Here is an 18,092-nt window from a genome sequence, read left to right as displayed (position 1 = left end):
GACGCTTGACGCGTCTTATCAGGCCTACAATCCGTTGAAACCGCTGGTTTTGTGCGCCACATCCGGCATATTAACCATGACGCCGAATCGGTTGTTCAGAGTGCCCACGCTGCATCACTCGTTGCAACACTTCCGCTTCCAGCTCCGCTAATCTCACCGACCCTAACCGGCGCGGACGGGGGATATCCACCGTCAAATCCAGACCAATTTTTCCCTCTTCAATTAACAACACCCGGTCCGCCATTGCTACCGCTTCGTTCACATCATGCGTCACCAGCAAGACGGTAAAGCCGTGCTCCTGCCAAAGTGACACAATCAAATCCTGCATCTCGAGCCGAGTCAGGGCGTCCAGCGCCCCGAGCGGTTCATCAAGCAATAATAAACCCGGTCGATGAATTAACGCTCTTGCCAGCGCCACACGCTGTTTCTGCCCACCAGAAAGTGCGGCAGGCCATTCCCGCGCGCGATTCTCCAGCCCTACCGCAGCCAGCGCCCGACGCGCGGCATCGCGCCACTGGCCTTTAAGGCCCAGCCCAACGTTATCAATCACCGATTTCCACGGTAGCAGACGCGCATCCTGAAACATCATTCGCGTGTCTTCCTGAATCTCAGCCAGCGGTGTGGTACCCGCTAACACATCGCCTGCGGTTGGCGTTTCCAGACCTGCCAGCAGGCGCAGCAGGGTACTTTTGCCACCACCGCTGCGGCCCACCACCGCCACAAACTGACCTGCCGGAATATGTAAATCCAGTTGGTTCAGGACGATATTTTCCGCGTAATGTTTGCTTACTGCATTGAGTAACAAGGGTGTGCCCTGGTTCAGACGAGCAGTATTCATACCGTGGCCTCCTTCAAATGATAAGCTGGGTTCCAGCGCAGCCAGAGGCGCTCTAACAGCTGCGCGCTGACGTCAGCAAGTTTGCCGAGCAGGGCGTAGAGAATAATGGCGACTACCACCACATCCGTTTGCAAAAACTCCCGCGCATTCATCGCCAGATAACCAATGCCGGAATTGGCAGAAATGGTTTCGGCAACAATCAGCGTCAGCCACATCAGGCCCAACGCAAAACGTACGCCGACCATAATTGAGGGCAGGGCACCAGGCAGGATCACATGGATAAACAGCGGAATGCCGGATAATCCATAGCTACGCGCCATTTCCACCAGACCGCGATCGATATTACGGATGCCGTGCCAGGTGTTGATATAAATGGGGAATAGCGTGCCGAGCGCCACCAGAAAGATTTTTGCGGATTCATCAATGCCAAACCACAAAATCACCAGCGGGATCAGCGCCAGATGCGGCACGTTGCGCAACATCTGAATTGAGGTATCCAGCAGCCGTTCTCCCCAGCGCGACAGTCCGCTTATCAGTCCCAGAATCAACCCCAGCGATCCGCCAATTGAAAAGCCAATCAACGCCCGCCAGGAGCTGATCGCCAGATGCTGCCACAATTCGCCGCTGGCGGAGAGCGTCCAGAACGCCGTCATCACTCCTTCCGGAGAGGGCAAAACACGCGTCGACAGCCAGCCAACTGAGGAGGCCAGTTGCCACACCGCCACGATGCCCACCGGTAAAAACCAGGGGGCAACGCGCAATAACCACTTTTTCACTGGCGTTGCCATCATTTTGTTCCTTAGCTTTGCGCGACTTTACGGGGGATAAAATCATTCGCCACCGCTTCGCCTTGCGGATTCAGCGGTTGTGGCTGGGGAATTTCCGGAATGGCAATATCCAGATGTGGGAACAACAACTCGCCGACCCGATACGCTTCTTCCAGATGCGGATAACCAGAAAGCACAAAGCTGTCGATGCCAAGCGCAGCGTATTCGTTGATTCGCGCGGCGACCGTGGGACCATCGCCCACCAACGCCGTCCCGGCACCGCCGCGCACTAAGCCAACGCCCGCCCATAAATTGGGGCTGATCTCCAGATTGTCGCGCTTGCCGTTATGTAGCGCCGCCATTCGCTGTTGCCCCACGGAATCGGTGCGGGCAAACGCGGCTTGTGCTTTAGCGATGGTCTCATCATCAAGATGGGAGATTAAGCGCTTAGCGGCCTGCCACGCTTCGTCGTTAGTTTCACGGACAATCACGTGCAGGCGAATACCGAAACGAATTTTGCGTCCATGTGCGGCAGCTTTCGCCCGCACTTGCGCGATCTTCTCTTTTACCAGCTCCGGTGGTTCGCCCCAGGTGAGGTAGAGATCAACCTGTTCAGCGGCCAGATCCTGGGCGACGTCTGACGAGCCGCCAAAGTAAAGCGGAGGATAGGGCTGTTGAATCGGCGGGAAGAGCAGTTTGGCTCCGCGCACATGAATATGTTTGCCGTTGAAATCCACTGTCTCGCCAAGCAACAACCGCCGCCAGACCTGGGTAAATTCTGCCGAGGCTTCGTAACGCTCGCTATGATCAAGGAACACGCCGTCGCCTGCCAGCTCTTGTGGATCGCTGCCTGTGACCAGGTTAAACAACGCACGTCCGTTAGAGAGACGGTCAAGCGTGGCGGCCTGGCGGGCGGCAACGGTAGGTGAGGTTACGCTGGGGCGCAGGGCGACAAGAAACTTCAGCCGTTGCGTCACCGGGATCATCGACGCGGCAACCAGCCACGCATCTTCGCAGGAGCGCCCCGTTGGGATCAGCACACCGGTATAGCCCAGACGATCCGCTGCTTGCGCAATTTGTTGCAGATAACCGTGATCAACCGGGCGTGAACCTTCTTCCGTTCCCAGATAATGTCCGTCACCGTGGGTCGGTAAAAACCAGAACATATTCAGACTCATAATTGTTTTCCTTCCAGTTGAGTGGGCTGCCAGATACGCTGGCGAATATCGACTTTTTTCGGCACCAGACGGTTTTCATAAAACAGATCTGCCGTTTGCTGCTGTAAGGCGGCAACTTCAGCGCTCAACGGTTTGATGGTGGTGGGAGGACGATGATCCAGATACGAGGCAATAACCGGTGCCGGTAAGCCCATCGTTTTTGCCAGTAAAGCGATGCTTTGTTCGCGCTGGCTGCGGGTTAACGCATCGGCCTCACTAAAGGTTATCAGCACACCCTGAATAAAAGCGCCGTTTTTTTCTGCATACGGACGAGCTGCCAGATAAAACGATCCAGTTTGATTGAGATCGGTGCCGTCTTTCAGCACCCGCACGCCGCCCTGTAATAATGCAGCGGAGTAGTAGGGATCCCAGATAGCCCAGGCGTCAACGTTACCTTGCTGGAACGCGGCGCGGGCATCGGCAGGCGTCAGGTAAGTGGGCTGAATATCCGTGAATTTAAGCCCGGCTTGGCGAAGGGCTCGCAGTAAAAGATTGTGCGAACTGGAACCTTTCTGAAAGGCAACTTTGTGACCTTTAAGATCGGCTACGGTTTTGATCGGGCTGTTTTCTGCCACCAGAATCACTTCGGCTTTGGGCTTCGGTGGCTCGACGCCCACGTATACCAAATCAGCCCCGGCAGCCTGGGCAAAGATTGGCGGAATATCCCCGGTACTGCCGAGATCGATACTGCCAATGTTTAACGCCTCCAGCATCTGTGGGCCAGCCGGGAACTCCACCCACGAGATTTTTGTTTGCGGATAGCGTTTTTCCAGCATTTGGTAATTTTTCGCCAGTACCGAACTGATATTGCTTTTCTGATAGCCAATCCTTAACGCTTCTGGCGAAGATTCCGCGGCAACTGCGAGTGTAGAGACGCTAAGCAATCCCGCAAGCGCCAGTTTAATGATGTTACGCATGGGCATTACCTCGCAGAGAAAGAAGGTCAGGAACCTGAACATCACGGCGGTGAAGTGCCTGCCAGAAAGTTTCTAGCGCGGTATCAAGACGGGTTTGCAGATTTGGCGTGAACTGGGGTTTGTGGTGGTAATCAATTACTTGTGAGTCATCGGCAAACACGCCGTGCAGGATCTCCTGGGCTTTCAGTGCGCTTAAAACCGGTTTAAGGGCGTAATCGACCGCCAGAAGGTGAGCCGCTGTACCGCCCGTTGCCAGCGGCAGTACCACTTTGTCTTGCAACGCACGTTCTGGCAGCAGATCGAGCAGGGTTTTCAGCGCTCCGGAATAGGCGGCCTTATACACAGGTGTGGCGACAATTAACCCATCGGCCTGTTGCAGTTGTTCGGTAAAAGTTTTCAGGGCCGGACTATCGAAACGGGCATAGAGCAGATCCTCCGGGGCGAAGTTTTGCAGATTCCAGTGATAAACCTCGACATCCAGGTTATTCAGTTTTTCCCGCGCATATTCCAGCAAGGAGCTGGAGCGAGAAGGAAAGCGAGGACTACCCGCCAGGGTGATGACACGCATACTCTCTCCTTATAACCAATTGTTCTTGTTTTGTTAATATTGATAACAATTCGGTCAGTCTGACAGAGGTGGCCCGCGAGTCGAAATGATTTATCTGAGGAAGAAAAGCCAAAAAAAGCATAAAAAAAGCGCAATAAGAAAACGTTTGCTATTTATTGCCGTAGGTCAATTCCCTTTTGGTCCGAACTCGCACATAATACGCCCCCGGTTTGCACACCGGGAATCCAGGAGAGTTCATGTACTACCCCTTCGTTCGTAAAGCCCTTTTCCAGCTCGATCCAGAGCGCGCTCATGAGTTTACTTTTCAGCAATTACGCCGCATTACCGGAAGGCCGTTTGAAGCACTGATTCGGCAAAAAGTTCCAGCAAAACCCGTTAGTTGCATGGGCCTGACGTTTAAAAATCCACTTGGTCTGGCAGCTGGTCTGGATAAAGACGGGGAGTGCATTGACGCATTAGGCGCGATGGGATTTGGATCGATCGAGATCGGTACCGTCACACCACGTCCACAACCAGGTAATGACAAGCCGCGTCTCTTTCGTTTGGTTGATGCCGAAGGTTTGATCAACCGTATGGGCTTTAATAATCTCGGCGTTGATAACCTCGTTGAGAACGTAAAAAAAGCTCATTACGATGGTGTTCTGGGGATTAATATCGGCAAAAATAAAGATACGCCGGTGGAGCAGGGTAAAGATGACTATCTGATTTGTATGGAAAAAATCTATGCCTATGCGGGATATATCGCTATCAATATTTCATCGCCGAATACCCCAGGATTACGCACACTGCAATATGGCGAAGCGCTGGATGATCTCTTAACCGCGATTAAAAATAAGCAAAATGATTTGCAAGCGATGCACCATAAATATGTGCCGATCGCAGTGAAGATCGCGCCGGATCTTTCTGAAGAAGAATTGATCCAGGTTGCCGATAGTTTAGTTCGCCATAATATTGATGGCGTTATTGCAACCAATACCACACTCGATCGTTCTCTGGTTCAGGGAATGAAAAATTGTGATCAAACCGGTGGCTTAAGTGGTCGTCCGCTTCAGTTAAAAAGCACAGAAATTATTCGCCGCTTGTCACAGGAATTAAACGGTCGCTTACCGATCATCGGTGTTGGCGGCATTGACTCGGTTATCGCTGCGCGTGAAAAGATTGCTGCGGGGGCCTCACTGGTGCAAATTTATTCTGGTTTTATTTTTAAAGGTCCGCCGCTGATTAAAGAAATCGTTACCCATATCTAATTATTTCTTCGAATTCCTCTTTATAAGATAATCAGGGCTTTATTTTAAGCCCTGGTTGTTTTATATTCATCGCTGTTGCTTATTTAGACATTTTGTACTTTTATTGTTGAGGTTATTAAGCGAAGCGACAATGGATTGTGTTGCTGCGGTTTTTTAGGGTAGGGGAGAGGCAAATGCGAATTAAACCAGACGATAACTGGCGTTGGTATTACGATGAAGAGCACGATCGAATGATGCTCGATTTAGCCAATGGTATGCTATTTCGCTCACGTTTTGCGCGCAAAATGTTGACTCCAGATGCCTTTTCTCCCGCAGGCTTTTGCGTTGACGACGCCGCGCTCTATTTCTCATTTGAAGAAAAATGCCGCGATTTTAATTTATCTAAAGAACAAAAAGCCGAACTGGTGCTTAATGCGCTGGTAGCAATTCGTTATCTCAAACCGCAAATGCCGAAAAGCTGGCATTTTGTTTCCCATGGTGAAATGTGGGTGCCCATGCCGGGCGATGCGGCCTGCGTTTGGTTGAGCGACACTCACGAGCAAGTTAATTTGCTGGTCGTTGAATCTGGCGAAAATGCCGCACTATGCCTGCTGGCACAACCCTGCGTTGTTATTGCGGGTCGCGCGATGCAGTTGGGGGACGCCATCAAAATCATGAATGACAGGCTGAAACCGCAGGTTAATGTTGACAGTTTCAGCCTCGAACAGGCAGTTTAACGCGCTAGTTTAAGCGCAGTCTTCGGCACACAACTACAGCAAAGAATGGTACCATCATTGCTGATTGCTGATTTTTTGAGCGGTGTGACTTCGCCTTCTAAAAGCTGAACACGGCAGCTTCCACAAATGCCCGCGCGGCAAGAATAAGGGATACGAATTCCCCGATTTTCTAATTGCTCCAGCAGAACCTGTTGGTTATTTCCACGAAATGCCTGCCCTTGCCAGTCAATATCTACATTTGCGTCCGGTTGCTGCGCGGCGTCGACGGTATCGTCCACGGCAGCTGCGCCGTAAATTTTCGCCGGAGCCGTTGCAAGAATTTCCACCTCGTCGCCAACGCGAATCACGCCACTATTACGGGCAATTAAATTCTGACCAAAATCGACATCGCCGTTATCCTGGGCTGTGCGGAAAGATTGCAATGTTTTTAATGGTTCACCTGCCGGATGCTTTTGTCCTTTTTCCGGACTGACGGTGGTGAAAATACAGCGGCTGCAAGGCTTAACCACATCAAACACCACATCACCAATACGAATCACTTTCCAGCTATCTTCTTCCCAGGCTGACGCGCCGGAAACCACCAGATTGGGGCGGAATTGCTCCATTTTTACACTGGCCGGACAACGTTGTTGGAGATCACGTAACGAGGCTTCGTTAGCAAGAAGGTAAGGATAGCCATCAGCAAATGACAGAGGTACAGTGTTGTGGCATTTCACGCGCCGGGTCATTTGTGGCCCCACCCAGCGCAATTGCACTTCGCGGGAGAAAAATCCACTTAACCATTTGTTGATCGCGTCTGGCGCAATTCGCGCGGTAAAATGTGTGCCCCAAACTTCGGTTGGTGCGTCTTGTGTGGCGAAATCAGCAAAACGAACATATGCGCTACTGCCATCTGGTGCGGTGAGATGCAAGCCATCATGCACAGGTGAAGGAGTAAACCGTACCATCTGGGGAAACTGGCGAGCGGTAATAAACGTACCGTCAGGTTCCGTGATCATAAAGATGCGATCGAAGGCCAGACCACTGACATCTGCCAGAGCATGTGTAAGACCAATGCCGCGCATCGATTTAACAGGATGAATAAAAAGCCGGGTTAATGTCGCCACGGTGCGGTCCTCAAATGAAAATAAGCCCTCAACTTTATGACATGACGCGCTTATTAGCTATAATGCGCAACAATTTTCTTAGAGTAAAAGTGACGATATGAATTCTCTGTTTGCCAGTACGGCCCGTGGGCTGGAAGAGCTGTTAAAAACTGAACTGGAAAACCTGGGGGCCGTTGAATGCCAGGTGGTTCAGGGTGGGGTCCATTTTAAGGGCGACACACGGCTTGTTTACCAGAGCCTGATGTGGAGCCGCCTGGCCTCGCGTATTATGTTGCCGCTGGGCGAGTGTAAGGTTTACAGTGATTTAGACCTCTATCTCGGCGTTCAGGCGATCAACTGGACAGAGATGTTTAATCCTGGCGCGACCTTCGCTGTCCATTTCAGTGGTTTAAATGACACCATTCGCAACAGCCAGTACGGCGCGATGAAAGTGAAAGACGCGATCGTCGATGCTTTCACGCGGAAAAATCTGCCACGTCCCAATGTTGATCGCGATGCGCCGGATATTCGCGTTAACGTCTGGCTGCATAAAGAAACCGCCAGTATCGCCCTTGATCTCAGTGGTGATGGCTTGCATCTGCGTGGCTATCGTGATCGTGCTGGTATTGCACCGATCAAAGAAACCCTGGCAGCCGCGATTGTGATGCGATCCGGCTGGCAGCCAGGAACACCGCTGCTCGATCCAATGTGTGGTTCCGGTACGTTGCTGATTGAAGCGGCGATGCTGGCGACCGATCGCGCACCAGGTTTGCACCGTGGGCGTTGGGGCTTTAGCGGCTGGGCGCAGCATGATGAAGCTATCTGGCAGGAAGTGAAAGCGGAAGCGCAAACTCGCGCCCGTAAAGGCTTGGCTGAGTATAGCTCTCATTTTTACGGTTCGGACAGCGACGCACGGGTGATTCAACGTGCGCGCACTAACGCCCGTCTTGCGGGGATTGGTGAACTGATCACCTTTGAGGTGAAAGATGTTGCGCAACTGACCAATCCGCTGCCGAAAGGGCCGTACGGTACAGTGTTGAGCAACCCGCCATACGGTGAACGTCTGGACAGCGAACCGGCGCTGATTGCACTGCATAGCCTGCTGGGCCGAATCATGAAAAACCAGTTCGGTGGCTGGAATCTCTCTTTGTTTAGTGCCTCGCAGGATCTGCTAAGCTGCCTGCAGCTGCGTGCAGACAAACAGTACAAGGCGAAAAACGGCCCGCTGGACTGCGTACAGAAAAATTATCACGTTGCCGAAAGCACACCAGACAGCAAACCGGCAATGGTAGCGGAAGACTACGCCAACCGCCTGCGTAAGAACCTCAAAAAATTCGAGAAGTGGGCACGTCAGGAAGGGATTGAATGTTATCGCCTGTATGATGCCGATCTGCCGGAGTATAACGTTGCCGTTGACCGTTATGCCGACTGGGTGGTAGTGCAGGAGTATGCGCCGCCAAAAACGATTGATGCGCACAAAGCGCGTCAGCGTCTGTTCGATATTATCGCTGCAACCATTTCTGTACTGGGGATTGCGCCAAACAAACTGGTGCTGAAAACCCGTGAACGCCAGAAGGGCAAAAATCAGTACCAGAAACTGGGCGAGAAGGGCGAGTTTCTTGAAGTTACCGAATATAACGCTCACTTGTGGGTGAACCTGACGGATTACCTCGATACCGGTCTGTTCCTCGATCACCGTATCGCCCGTCGGATGCTCGGTCAGATGAGCAAAGGCAAAGATTTCCTCAACCTGTTCTCCTATACCGGTAGCGCCACCGTGCATGCGGGATTAGGCGGTGCACGCAGCACCACCACCGTGGATATGTCGCGTACTTATCTGGAGTGGGCAGAACGCAACCTGCGTCTGAATGGCTTAACTGGCCGAGCGCATCGCCTGATTCAGGCCGATTGCCTGGCATGGCTGCGTGAGGCAAATGAACAGTTCGATCTGATCTTTATTGATCCGCCAACCTTCTCTAACTCAAAACGAATGGAAGATGCGTTTGATGTTCAGCGCGATCATCTGGCGCTGATGAAAGATTTGAAACGTCTGCTGCGTGCTGGTGGGACGATCATGTTCTCGAACAACAAACGTGGATTCCGTATGGATCTTGACGGACTGGCAAAACTGGGACTGAAAGCACAAGAAATTACGCAAAAAACGCTCTCCCAGGATTTCGCCCGTAACCGCCAGATCCACAACTGCTGGCTGATTACCGCAGCCTGAAAGGAATAGTAATGTCATTAATCAGTATGCATGGCGCATGGCTGTCGTTCAGCGACGCGCCGCTTCTCGATAACGCAGAACTGCATATCGAAGATAACGAACGTGTTTGTCTGGTAGGCCGTAACGGCGCAGGCAAATCGACGTTAATGAAAATCCTCAACCGTGAACAGGGGCTGGATGACGGTCGCATTATTTACGAGCAAGATTTGATTGTCGCTCGTCTGCAACAGGATCCGCCGCGTAACGTTGAGGGTAGCGTTTATGATTTCGTTGCCGAAGGCATTGAAGAACAAGCGGAATACCTGAAACGCTATCACGATATTTCGCGCCTGGTGATGAACGACCCGAGCGAGAAAAATCTCAACGAACTGGCGAAGGTTCAGGAACAGCTGGATCACCACAACCTGTGGCAGCTGGAAAACCGCATCAACGAAGTGCTGGCGCAACTGGGGTTAGATCCTAATGTTGCGCTGTCGTCGCTTTCCGGCGGCTGGTTGCGTAAAGCGGCATTAGGACGCGCGCTGGTGAGCAATCCGCGCGTATTGCTGCTCGACGAACCGACTAACCACCTGGATATCGAAACCATCGACTGGCTGGAAGGATTCCTTAAAACCTTCAATGGGACGATTATTTTCATCTCCCACGACCGCTCGTTTATCCGCAATATGGCGACGCGTATTGTTGATCTCGATCGCGGCAAGCTGGTGACCTATCCAGGGAATTACGACCAGTACCTGCTGGAAAAAGAAGAAGCCCTGCGCGTGGAAGAACTACAAAATGCCGAGTTCGATCGCAAACTGGCGCAGGAAGAGGTGTGGATCCGCCAGGGGATCAAAGCACGCCGTACCCGTAATGAAGGCCGCGTACGCGCCCTGAAAGCAATGCGGCGCGAGCGTGGCGAACGTCGCGAAGTGATGGGTACCGCAAAGATGCAGGTGGAAGAGGCCAGCCGCTCCGGTAAGATCGTTTTCGAAATGGAAGACGTTTGCTACCAGGTTGACGGTAAGCAACTGGTAAAAGATTTTTCTGCCCAGGTTCTACGTGGCGACAAAATTGCCCTGATTGGGCCGAATGGATGCGGCAAAACCACGCTGCTGAAACTGATGCTCGGTCAGCTTCAGGCGGACAGCGGGCGTATTCACGTTGGCACCAAACTGGAAGTGGCTTATTTCGATCAGCACCGCGCGGAACTGGATCCCGATAAAACGGTGATGGATAACCTGGCCGAAGGCAAACAAGAGGTGATGGTTAATGGCAAACCACGCCATGTACTGGGTTATTTGCAGGACTTCCTGTTCCATCCGAAACGGGCGATGACGCCGGTACGTGCGCTATCTGGCGGTGAGCGTAACCGCTTGCTGCTGGCGCGTTTGTTCCTCAAACCAAGCAACTTATTGATTCTTGACGAACCGACCAACGACCTTGATGTCGAAACGCTGGAATTGCTGGAAGAACTGATCGACAGCTACCAGGGCACGGTATTGCTGGTGAGCCACGATCGTCAGTTTGTCGATAATACCGTAACAGAATGCTGGATCTTCGAAGGCGACGGTAAAATTGGTCGTTATGTTGGCGGCTATCATGACGCCCGTGGTCAGCAAGAGCAGTATGTGGCGCTTAAACAGCCTGCTGTGAAAAAAACCGAAGAAGCCGCCGCGCCAAAAGCAGAAACTGTAAAACGCAGCAGTAGCAAACTAAGCTATAAATTGCAGCGCGAATTGGAGCAACTGCCGCAATTGCTCGAAGAGCTGGAGGCGAAGCTGGAAGCCCTACAGACGCAGGTGGCGGATGCTGCCTTCTTTAGTCAGCCGCATGAGCAGACGCAAAAAGTGCTCGCTGATATGGCTGCTGCGGAGCAGGAGCTGGAGCAAGCCTTTGAACGCTGGGAGTATCTTGAAGCGTTAAAAAATGGTGGCTGATCGCAAAATAGTCGATTTAAACAGAGGCTGCTGACAACGGTAAAATTGCCAGATGTGTAACGTTTATCTGGCACGAAAACCAGCGCTTTGTTAGCAATCTGTATAATAGCGCATCATTAAGGAGTACCAATGTGCGAACATCATCATGCCGCGAAGCATATCCTGTGCTCGCAGTGTGACATGCTGGTGGCGTTACCGCGCCTTGAGCATGGTCAGAAAGCGGCATGTCCCCGGTGTGGCACAACGTTAACCGTGGCGTGGGATGCCCCTCGGCAGCGTCCCACTGCCTATGCGTTGGCTGCACTGTTCATGCTGTTGCTGTCCAACTTGTTTCCTTTTGTGAATATGAACGTTGCGGGAGTCACCAGTGAAATTACATTACTGGAAATTCCCGGCGTGCTTTTTTCTGAGGACTACGCCAGCCTCGGCACCTTTTTCCTGTTGTTTGTGCAACTGGTTCCCGCGTTTTGCCTGATAACTATTCTGTTACTGGTTAATCGCGCACAATTACCGGTCCGTTTAAAAGAGCAACTGGCACGGGTGCTTTTTCAACTCAAAACATGGGGAATGGCGGAGATTTTCCTCGCGGGTGTGCTGGTGAGTTTCGTTAAACTGATGGCCTACGGCAGCATTGGTGTAGGCAGCAGCTTTCTCCCCTGGTGTTTATTTTGTGTCCTGCAACTGCGCGCCTTTCAGTGTGTTGATCGTCGCTGGTTATGGGACGATATCGCCCCAATGCCAGAACTGCGCCAGCCGCTAAAACCGGGCGTCACGGGGATACGCCAGGGGCTGCGTTCGTGCTCCTGTTGCACGGCAATCCTTCGTGCTGATGAACCTGTGTGCCCGCGCTGTAGTACCAAAGGGTATGTACGTCGTAGAAACAGCCTGCAGTGGACACTCGCGCTGCTTGTAACGTCCATCATGCTGTACCTTCCGGCTAATATTTTGCCCATCATGGTGACGGATTTATTAGGCTCGAAGATGCCATCGACGATTCTCGCTGGGGTCATCCTGTTATGGAGCGAAGGATCTTATCCCGTCGCTGCGGTTATCTTTCTGGCCAGTATTATGGTGCCAACGTTAAAGATGATCGCCATAGCGTGGTTGTGTTGGGATGCCAAAGGGCATGGCAAGCGCGACAGTGAAAGAATGCATTTGATTTATGAAGTTGTTGAGTTTGTAGGCCGCTGGTCGATGATTGACGTTTTCGTCATCGCGGTGCTCTCGGCGCTGGTGCGTATGGGAGGTTTAATGAGTATTTATCCGGCAATGGGTGCATTAATGTTTGCTTTAGTCGTCATAATGACAATGTTTTCTGCTATGACGTTTGACCCGCGTTTGTCGTGGGATCGTCAACCTGAATCAGAGCATGAGGAGTCCTGACAGTATGGAATCTAATAATGGGGAAGCCAAAATCCAGAAAGTGAAGAACTGGTCTCCCGTGTGGATATTTCCTATCGTCACGGCGCTCATTGGGGCCTGGGTTCTTTTTTATCATTACAGCCATCAGGGGCCGGAAGTGACCCTGATCACCGCGAATGCGGAAGGAATAGAAGGTGGTAAAACCACCATTAAAAGCCGTAGCGTTGACGTCGGCGTGGTTGAAAGCGCCACACTGGCTGATGATTTGACGCACGTTGAAATCAAAGCGCGGCTGAATTCCGGTATGGAAAAATTACTGCATAAAGATACCGTCTTTTGGGTGGTGAAACCGCAGATTGGTCGAGAAGGGATTAGCGGCCTGGGAACGCTGCTGTCTGGGGTTTATATCGAACTGCAGCCAGGCGCGAAAGGCAGCAAAATGGATAAATACGATTTGCTGGACTCGCCACCGTTGGCCCCGCCTGATGCAAAAGGTATCCGTGTGATTCTCGATAGTAAAAAAGCCGGGCAGCTCTCGCCAGGAGATCCCGTGCTGTTCCGTGGCTATCGGGTAGGTTCGGTTGAAACCAGCACCTTCGATACGCAAAAACGCAATATCAGCTATCAACTGTTCATCAATGCACCTTATGACCGACTGGTGACAAGCAATGTTCGCTTCTGGAAAGATAGTGGCATTGCGGTTGATTTGACGTCAGCGGGAATGCGTGTGGAGATGGGCTCATTGACAACGCTGCTGAGTGGCGGTGTCAGCTTTGATGTGCCGGAAGGTCTGGATTTAGGGCAGCCAGTGGCACCGAAAACAGCTTTCGTTTTGTATGATGATCAGAAGAGCATTCAGGATTCGTTGTACACCGATCACATTGATTATCTGATGTTCTTTAAAGATTCGGTACGCGGTCTGCAACCGGGAGCTCCGGTAGAATTCCGGGGTATTCGCCTGGGTACCGTAAGCAAAGTACCGTTCTTTGCGCCGAATATGCGGCAGACATTTAACGATGATTACCGTATTCCGGTACTGATTCGTATCGAACCAGAGCGGCTGAAAATGCAGCTTGGTGAAAATGCGGATGTTGTTGAGCACCTTGGCGAATTGTTGAAACGTGGTTTACGCGGATCGCTGAAGACCGGAAATCTGGTCACTGGCGCACTGTATGTTGATCTCGATTTCTATCCAAATAGCCCTGCTATTACCGGTATTCGTGAGTTTAATGGTTATCAGATTATCCCGACCGTTAGCGGTGGCCTGGCGCAAATCCAGCAGCGTCTGATGGAAGCGTTGGATAAGATCAACAAACTGCCATTGAATCCGATGATTGAGCAGGCGACCAGTACGCTTTCTGAAAGTCAGCGCACCATGAAAAACCTGCAAACGACGCTGGATAGCATGAACAAGATCCTCGCCAGCCAGTCGATGCAGCAGTTGCCGACCGATATGCAGTCTACATTACGTGAGTTGAATCGCAGTATGCAGGGCTTCCAGCCTGGCTCCGCAGCCTACAACAAGATGGTGGCGGATATGCAGCGCCTTGATCAGGTGTTGCGTGAACTGCAGCCGGTGCTGAAAACGCTCAACGAGAAGAGTAACGCGCTGGTATTTGAAGCGAAGGACAAAAAAGATCCAGAGCCGAAGAGGGCGAAACAATGAAAAAGTGGCTAGTGACGATTGCGGCACTGTGGCTGGCAGGATGCAGCTCCGGCGAGATCAATAAAAACTATTACCAGCTACCTGTGGTGCAGAGCGGTACACAAAGTACCGCCAGCCAGGGTAATCGCCTGTTATGGGTAGAGCAGGTCGCTGTTCCTGACTATCTGGCCGGAAATGGTGTGGTTTATCAAACCAGTGATGTGAAGTATGTGATTGCCAACAACAACTTGTGGGCCAGCCCGTTGGATCAACAGTTGCGCAACACTCTGGTTGCCAACCTGAGCACGCAACTGCCCGGCTGGGTGGTTGCCTCCCAGCCTCTGGGAAGCGCCCAGGATACGCTCAATGTTACCGTAACGGAGTTTAACGGGCGCTATGATGGCAAGGTCATTGTCAGTGGTGAGTGGCTGTTGAACCACCAGGGACAATTGATCAAACGTCCGTTCCGTCTGGAAGGGGTGCAAACTCAGGATGGTTACGATGAGATGGTTAAGGTGCTGGCCAGTGTCTGGAGTCAGGAAGCCGCTTCTATTGCGCAAGAGATAAAGCGTCTACCTTAATTATAAAGATTTGTAAATATGACCGTCTCCGGTATGTAGCCTGAGGCGGTTTTTTTGTTTCTAACGTGCGGAAAAAGTTGTTCCTCTTCACATTTTTTGTACAACCGACATGCCCGTGTAGCTCACAAATATGACAGTGGCGTGAATTTTGCGCATTGACGGCAGTTATGATTCGCGGTATTGCTTAACTGTGATTGCACATTTAGTAATCACTGTTTTCTTTTCCACCAGAAACCAGTATGAGGGAAACGAGGCATGAAGAGACAAAAACGAGATCGCCTGGAACGGGCACATCAACGTGGTTATCAGGCCGGCATCGCCGGACGCTCAAAAGAAATGTGTCCCTATCAGACGCTGAATCAAAGGTCACAATGGCTGGGAGGCTGGCGAGAAGCCATGGCGGACAGGGTAGTAATGGCCTGATTCTGTCTCTTTAAAAAGAAACCTCCGCAATGCGGAGGTTTCGCCTTTTTATACTCTGTCTGATTTCAATCAGAAGGCAGACGTATCCTGGAACAGACCGACTTTCAGGTCGCTGGCGGTATAGATCAGACGACCATCAACCAGCACTTCGCCATCTGCCAGACCCATAATCAGACGACGATTAACAATGCGTTTAAAGTGAATACGGTAGGTCACTTTTTTTGCTGTCGGCAGAACCTGACCAGTGAATTTCACTTCGCCAACACCCAGTGCGCGGCCTTTACCTTCGCCGCCCAGCCAGCCGAGGTAGAACCCTACCAGCTGCCACATTGCGTCCAGGCCCAGGCATCCCGGCATAACCGGATCGCCAATGAAGTGGCATCCGAAGAACCACAGATCCGGATTGATATCCAGTTCTGCTTCAACATACCCTTTGTCGAAGTTACCACCCGTTTCGGTCATTTTGACCACACGGTCCATCATCAGCATGTTCGGTGCTGGCAATTGAGGGCCTTTAGCGCCAAACAGTTCACCGCGACCAGAGGCAAGAAGGTCTTCTTTTGTATAGGATTCGCGTTTATCTACCATGTTCTCTGTAAGCCTTATTTTATTGAAGCACGCAGGATAGCTAACACGTGTACGCTGAACAAGTCCGATCAGTTCGGAATAAACCAGTTCAGCCAACGTAATGGCCATGGAAAACGGTGACGTCCTTCCTGTTGCGATGCTTGCGCGATACGTTCCTGGATGGTTTGCATCAGCGTCGTTTGGCCTTCGCCATCCCACACCAGATTTAATAATAACGGCAGTGCTTCAGTCACATCGTCTACTGCCCAGATGGTGAATTTGCCTTCCTCTACTGCTTTCACCAGTTCACTGTGAAGACTTAAATGGCGAACGTTAGCAGTGGGGATAATGACACCTTGTTTCCCCGTTAACTCACGTTGCTGGCAAATAGCAAAGAAGCCTTCGATTTTCTCATTTAAACCACCGACTGGCTGGGCGCGACCGAATTGATCGACTGAACCTGTGATAGCAATACTCTGATTCACCGGCACATCGGCGAGGGCGCTTATCAGGGCGCAGAGTTCAGCCATTGAGGCACTATCGCCATCCACTTCGCTATATGACTGCTCAAATGTCAGCGATGCTGAGAAGGGGATCTGTTGCTCAAGCTGAAGTTCCGACATCAGGAACGCCTGCATGATCATCATCCCTTTCGCATGGATATTGCCGCCAAGCTCCGCTTTGCGTTCGATGTCAGTGAATTCACCATCGCCAATATGTACAACGCAGCTAATGCGAGAAGGTTCGCCAAAAGCGCGCGGATGACCCGGAAATTCAATGACCGAAAGGGCGTTAATTTGCCCGATGCGTTCGCCTTCGGTTTCAATCAGGATTTGCTCCTGAAGGATCTCATCCTGCATGCGTTCAGCGAGGAAACCTTCGCGCCATTCACGCTGCTGTAACATTAAGTTTAGCTGCTCGCCGGAGAAGGTGTCGCCATCACACAGTGAGGCGACCTCTTTACACTGGCGGAGGATCCACTGCGGGCTAAGCGGCAGTGTTTCTTGTTCACCGGTGTAGCGTGCGGCTTCGCGAATAAGTACCGGCCAGGCATCCGCTCCCGGTGCAGGTAAGTGGCTATGTCTGGCGGTAAATGTCACCCAACGACACCACTGGTTTACTGACTCCGCATCGACAATCTGCAGAGTATCTTCAAATTCGCTATAAATAGCCTGCTCAGCAAGCTCTGGCTCCATCTCCTGGAAATCAGCTAATGATTCGCGTTCGCCTACCAGAATGACTTTCAGCTTCAATGGCATCGAAGGCACAGAGACGGGGAGAGGGCGCGACTCGTCAAACGCAACCCAGTCAAAACGCTCGCGGTTAACGATATTTTTCAGCCGCATCCACAGCAGAGGTTGCGCCAGCAGTGTACGCAAAGAGACGATGAGAATACCGCCATTTGCCTGATGCACCAGACCTGGCTGCAGGGTAATGTCACCATTAAACTGGCGCAGGCAGCCAAAGAGTTGTTCCGCTTCTACCCAGTCGGCAGCGACAACTTGCGTTAAAGTCGCAAAATTATCATCTGCACTCACTGCGTTACGTAAGCGGATGGTGTGGCCGGAAACCTCATAGTGACCGCCCACCAGTTGGCCTGCATCGCTTTGTAGCGCACGCGCGGCATCGGCAATAAGATTCAGATACTCAGACTCTTCCGGGGCCTTCGCCAGCATAAAAGAGGAGGATGCTCGCGTATGCAGCAACTGCTCCAGCGCAAATTGCAGTCGCGGTTGAGTATCACTGAATAAAGGATCGTTTTCGTCAATCAAATGTGGCTGAGCATATATTTCCTGATAGCTATCGGTATCAGGAACCAGGTCACGCCATGCAAGTTTCGTAATGGTCAAAGTTGATGTTTTTTAGTCTGTTGTCAAAGCCGCGATTATACCGTAACCGGCACTGCAGCACACGTAGAAAGCACCGACAATACTCCTGGCATGGGCGTTAAAGCTCACAGGATGGAGATTCTTTTCTTCACTGGCCTAAAAAGCTGATATTCTGTAAAGAGTT

Annotated in this window: 16 protein-coding genes; 8 read left to right on the top strand and 8 right to left on the bottom strand. The window is 51.6% G+C overall.

All coding sequences use genetic code 11. The features are described 5' to 3' along the window. Positions 1-70 precede the first annotated feature (70 nt). From ssuB to ssuE, 5 genes are read right to left on the bottom strand one after another with little or no spacing between them, the layout of a single operon-like run. The gene (gene ssuB, locus BEB42_RS01125) at positions 71-838 is read right to left on the bottom strand and encodes an aliphatic sulfonates ABC transporter ATP-binding protein (RefSeq protein ID WP_001090517.1); all 768 of its coding nucleotides are present in this window, start codon (positions 836-838) and stop codon (positions 71-73) included. Further along, complete coding sequence (ssuC, locus tag BEB42_RS01120) at positions 835-1,626, bottom strand: aliphatic sulfonate ABC transporter permease SsuC (protein WP_000235209.1); 792 nt, start codon at positions 1,624-1,626, stop codon at positions 835-837. Before ssuC ends, ssuB begins: the two co-directional genes overlap by 4 nt. Positions 1,627-1,637: 11 nt before the next feature. Continuing rightward, the gene (gene ssuD / locus BEB42_RS01115) at positions 1,638-2,783 is read right to left on the bottom strand and encodes an FMNH2-dependent alkanesulfonate monooxygenase (protein ID WP_000055969.1); all 1,146 of its coding nucleotides are present in this window, start codon (positions 2,781-2,783) and stop codon (positions 1,638-1,640) included. After that, positions 2,780-3,739 (bottom strand): aliphatic sulfonate ABC transporter substrate-binding protein SsuA, encoded by a 960-nt coding sequence (gene ssuA / locus BEB42_RS01110; protein ID WP_074501025.1) that lies wholly within the window; start codon positions 3,737-3,739, stop codon positions 2,780-2,782. The genes ssuD and ssuA overlap by 4 nt, the downstream gene beginning before the upstream one ends. Next, positions 3,732-4,307 carry an NADPH-dependent FMN reductase gene (ssuE, locus tag BEB42_RS01105; protein WP_105267116.1) on the bottom strand — a complete coding sequence of 192 codons (576 nt, stop codon included), beginning with the start codon at positions 4,305-4,307 and terminating at the stop codon, positions 3,732-3,734. The genes ssuA and ssuE overlap by 8 nt, the downstream gene beginning before the upstream one ends. 236 nt (positions 4,308-4,543) lie before the next feature. Here ssuE and pyrD point away from each other — a divergent pair, with 236 nt between their 5' ends. Together pyrD and zapC are read left to right on the top strand one after the other, a co-directional pair. Beyond that, positions 4,544-5,554, top strand: coding sequence for a quinone-dependent dihydroorotate dehydrogenase (pyrD, locus tag BEB42_RS01095; protein ID WP_001353314.1), 1,011 nt, complete (start codon positions 4,544-4,546; stop codon positions 5,552-5,554). A 173-nt stretch (positions 5,555-5,727) separates the two neighbouring features. Next, positions 5,728-6,270, top strand: coding sequence for a cell division protein ZapC (gene zapC, locus BEB42_RS01090; protein ID WP_001295353.1), 543 nt, complete (start codon positions 5,728-5,730; stop codon positions 6,268-6,270). Here zapC and ycbX read toward each other — a convergent pair. Continuing rightward, on the bottom strand, positions 6,267-7,376 hold the full coding sequence (ycbX, locus tag BEB42_RS01085; protein ID WP_000224265.1) for a 6-N-hydroxylaminopurine resistance protein YcbX: 1,110 nt from the start codon (positions 7,374-7,376) through the stop codon (positions 6,267-6,269). The two genes, zapC and ycbX, sit on opposite strands and share 4 nt — an antisense overlap. 97 nt (positions 7,377-7,473) lie before the next feature. On the opposite strand from ycbX, the gene rlmKL reads away from it, so the two are divergent. The 6 genes from rlmKL (at position 7,474) to rmf (ending at position 15,512) form a co-directional block, all read left to right on the top strand. After that, positions 7,474-9,582 (top strand): bifunctional 23S rRNA (guanine(2069)-N(7))-methyltransferase RlmK/23S rRNA (guanine(2445)-N(2))-methyltransferase RlmL, encoded by a 2,109-nt coding sequence (rlmKL, locus tag BEB42_RS01080; RefSeq protein ID WP_001086541.1) that lies wholly within the window; start codon positions 7,474-7,476, stop codon positions 9,580-9,582. 11 nt (positions 9,583-9,593) lie between these two features. Continuing rightward, positions 9,594-11,501 (top strand): ABC transporter ATP-binding protein, encoded by a 1,908-nt coding sequence (locus BEB42_RS01075; protein WP_000053078.1) that lies wholly within the window; start codon positions 9,594-9,596, stop codon positions 11,499-11,501. 129 nt (positions 11,502-11,630) lie between these two features. Next, positions 11,631-12,884, top strand: a complete 1,254-nt coding sequence (gene pqiA / locus BEB42_RS01070; protein ID WP_000333186.1) for a membrane integrity-associated transporter subunit PqiA — start codon at positions 11,631-11,633, stop codon at positions 12,882-12,884. Between the two features lie 4 nt (positions 12,885-12,888). Further along, positions 12,889-14,529, top strand: coding sequence for an intermembrane transport protein PqiB (gene pqiB / locus BEB42_RS01065; RefSeq protein ID WP_000445539.1), 1,641 nt, complete (start codon positions 12,889-12,891; stop codon positions 14,527-14,529). Continuing rightward, entirely contained in the window at positions 14,526-15,089 is a 564-nt protein-coding gene (pqiC, locus tag BEB42_RS01060) for a membrane integrity-associated transporter subunit PqiC (protein WP_000759110.1), read from the top strand. Before pqiB ends, pqiC begins: the two co-directional genes overlap by 4 nt. 255 nt (positions 15,090-15,344) lie before the next feature. Beyond that, positions 15,345-15,512 (top strand): ribosome modulation factor, encoded by a 168-nt coding sequence (gene rmf, locus BEB42_RS01055; RefSeq protein WP_000828648.1) that lies wholly within the window; start codon positions 15,345-15,347, stop codon positions 15,510-15,512. A 69-nt stretch (positions 15,513-15,581) separates the two neighbouring features. On the opposite strand, the gene fabA is transcribed toward rmf, so the two are convergent. Next, positions 15,582-16,100 carry a bifunctional 3-hydroxydecanoyl-ACP dehydratase/trans-2-decenoyl-ACP isomerase gene (gene fabA, locus BEB42_RS01050; protein WP_000227927.1) on the bottom strand — a complete coding sequence of 173 codons (519 nt, stop codon included), beginning with the start codon at positions 16,098-16,100 and terminating at the stop codon, positions 15,582-15,584. A gap of 68 nt (positions 16,101-16,168) precedes the next feature. Further along, positions 16,169-17,929, bottom strand: a complete 1,761-nt coding sequence (locus BEB42_RS01045) for an AAA family ATPase (RefSeq protein WP_000156537.1) — start codon at positions 17,927-17,929, stop codon at positions 16,169-16,171. Between the last annotated feature and the right edge of the window lie 163 nt (positions 17,930-18,092).

This window comes from Escherichia sp. MOD1-EC5990 (assembly GCF_002965285.1).
Taxonomy (GTDB): Bacteria; Pseudomonadota; Gammaproteobacteria; order Enterobacterales; family Enterobacteriaceae; genus Escherichia; species Escherichia coli_F.
This window is presented reverse-complemented; position numbering and strand designations above follow the sequence as displayed.

Bases quoted from the DNA above. Each gene is read 5' to 3' on its own strand.
- ssuB (WP_001090517.1), bottom strand. From the start codon at position 838: ATGAATACTGCTCGTCTGAACCAGGGCACACCCTTGTTACTCAATGCA.
- ssuC (WP_000235209.1), bottom strand. From the start codon at position 1,626: ATGGCAACGCCAGTGAAAAAGTGGTTATTGCGCGTTGCCCCCTGGTTT.
- ssuD (WP_000055969.1), bottom strand. From the start codon at position 2,783: ATGAGTCTGAATATGTTCTGGTTTTTACCGACCCACGGTGACGGACAT.
- ssuA (WP_074501025.1), bottom strand. From the start codon at position 3,739: ATGCGTAACATCATTAAACTGGCGCTTGCGGGATTGCTTAGCGTCTCT.
- ssuE (WP_105267116.1), bottom strand. From the start codon at position 4,307: ATGCGTGTCATCACCCTGGCGGGTAGTCCTCGCTTTCCTTCTCGCTCC.
- pyrD (WP_001353314.1), top strand. From the start codon at position 4,544: ATGTACTACCCCTTCGTTCGTAAAGCCCTTTTCCAGCTCGATCCAGAG.
- zapC (WP_001295353.1), top strand. From the start codon at position 5,728: ATGCGAATTAAACCAGACGATAACTGGCGTTGGTATTACGATGAAGAG.
- rlmKL (WP_001086541.1), top strand. From the start codon at position 7,474: ATGAATTCTCTGTTTGCCAGTACGGCCCGTGGGCTGGAAGAGCTGTTA.
- BEB42_RS01075 (WP_000053078.1), top strand. From the start codon at position 9,594: ATGTCATTAATCAGTATGCATGGCGCATGGCTGTCGTTCAGCGACGCG.
- pqiA (WP_000333186.1), top strand. From the start codon at position 11,631: ATGTGCGAACATCATCATGCCGCGAAGCATATCCTGTGCTCGCAGTGT.
- pqiB (WP_000445539.1), top strand. From the start codon at position 12,889: ATGGAATCTAATAATGGGGAAGCCAAAATCCAGAAAGTGAAGAACTGG.
- pqiC (WP_000759110.1), top strand. From the start codon at position 14,526: ATGAAAAAGTGGCTAGTGACGATTGCGGCACTGTGGCTGGCAGGATGC.
- rmf (WP_000828648.1), top strand. From the start codon at position 15,345: ATGAAGAGACAAAAACGAGATCGCCTGGAACGGGCACATCAACGTGGT.
- fabA (WP_000227927.1), bottom strand. From the start codon at position 16,100: ATGGTAGATAAACGCGAATCCTATACAAAAGAAGACCTTCTTGCCTCT.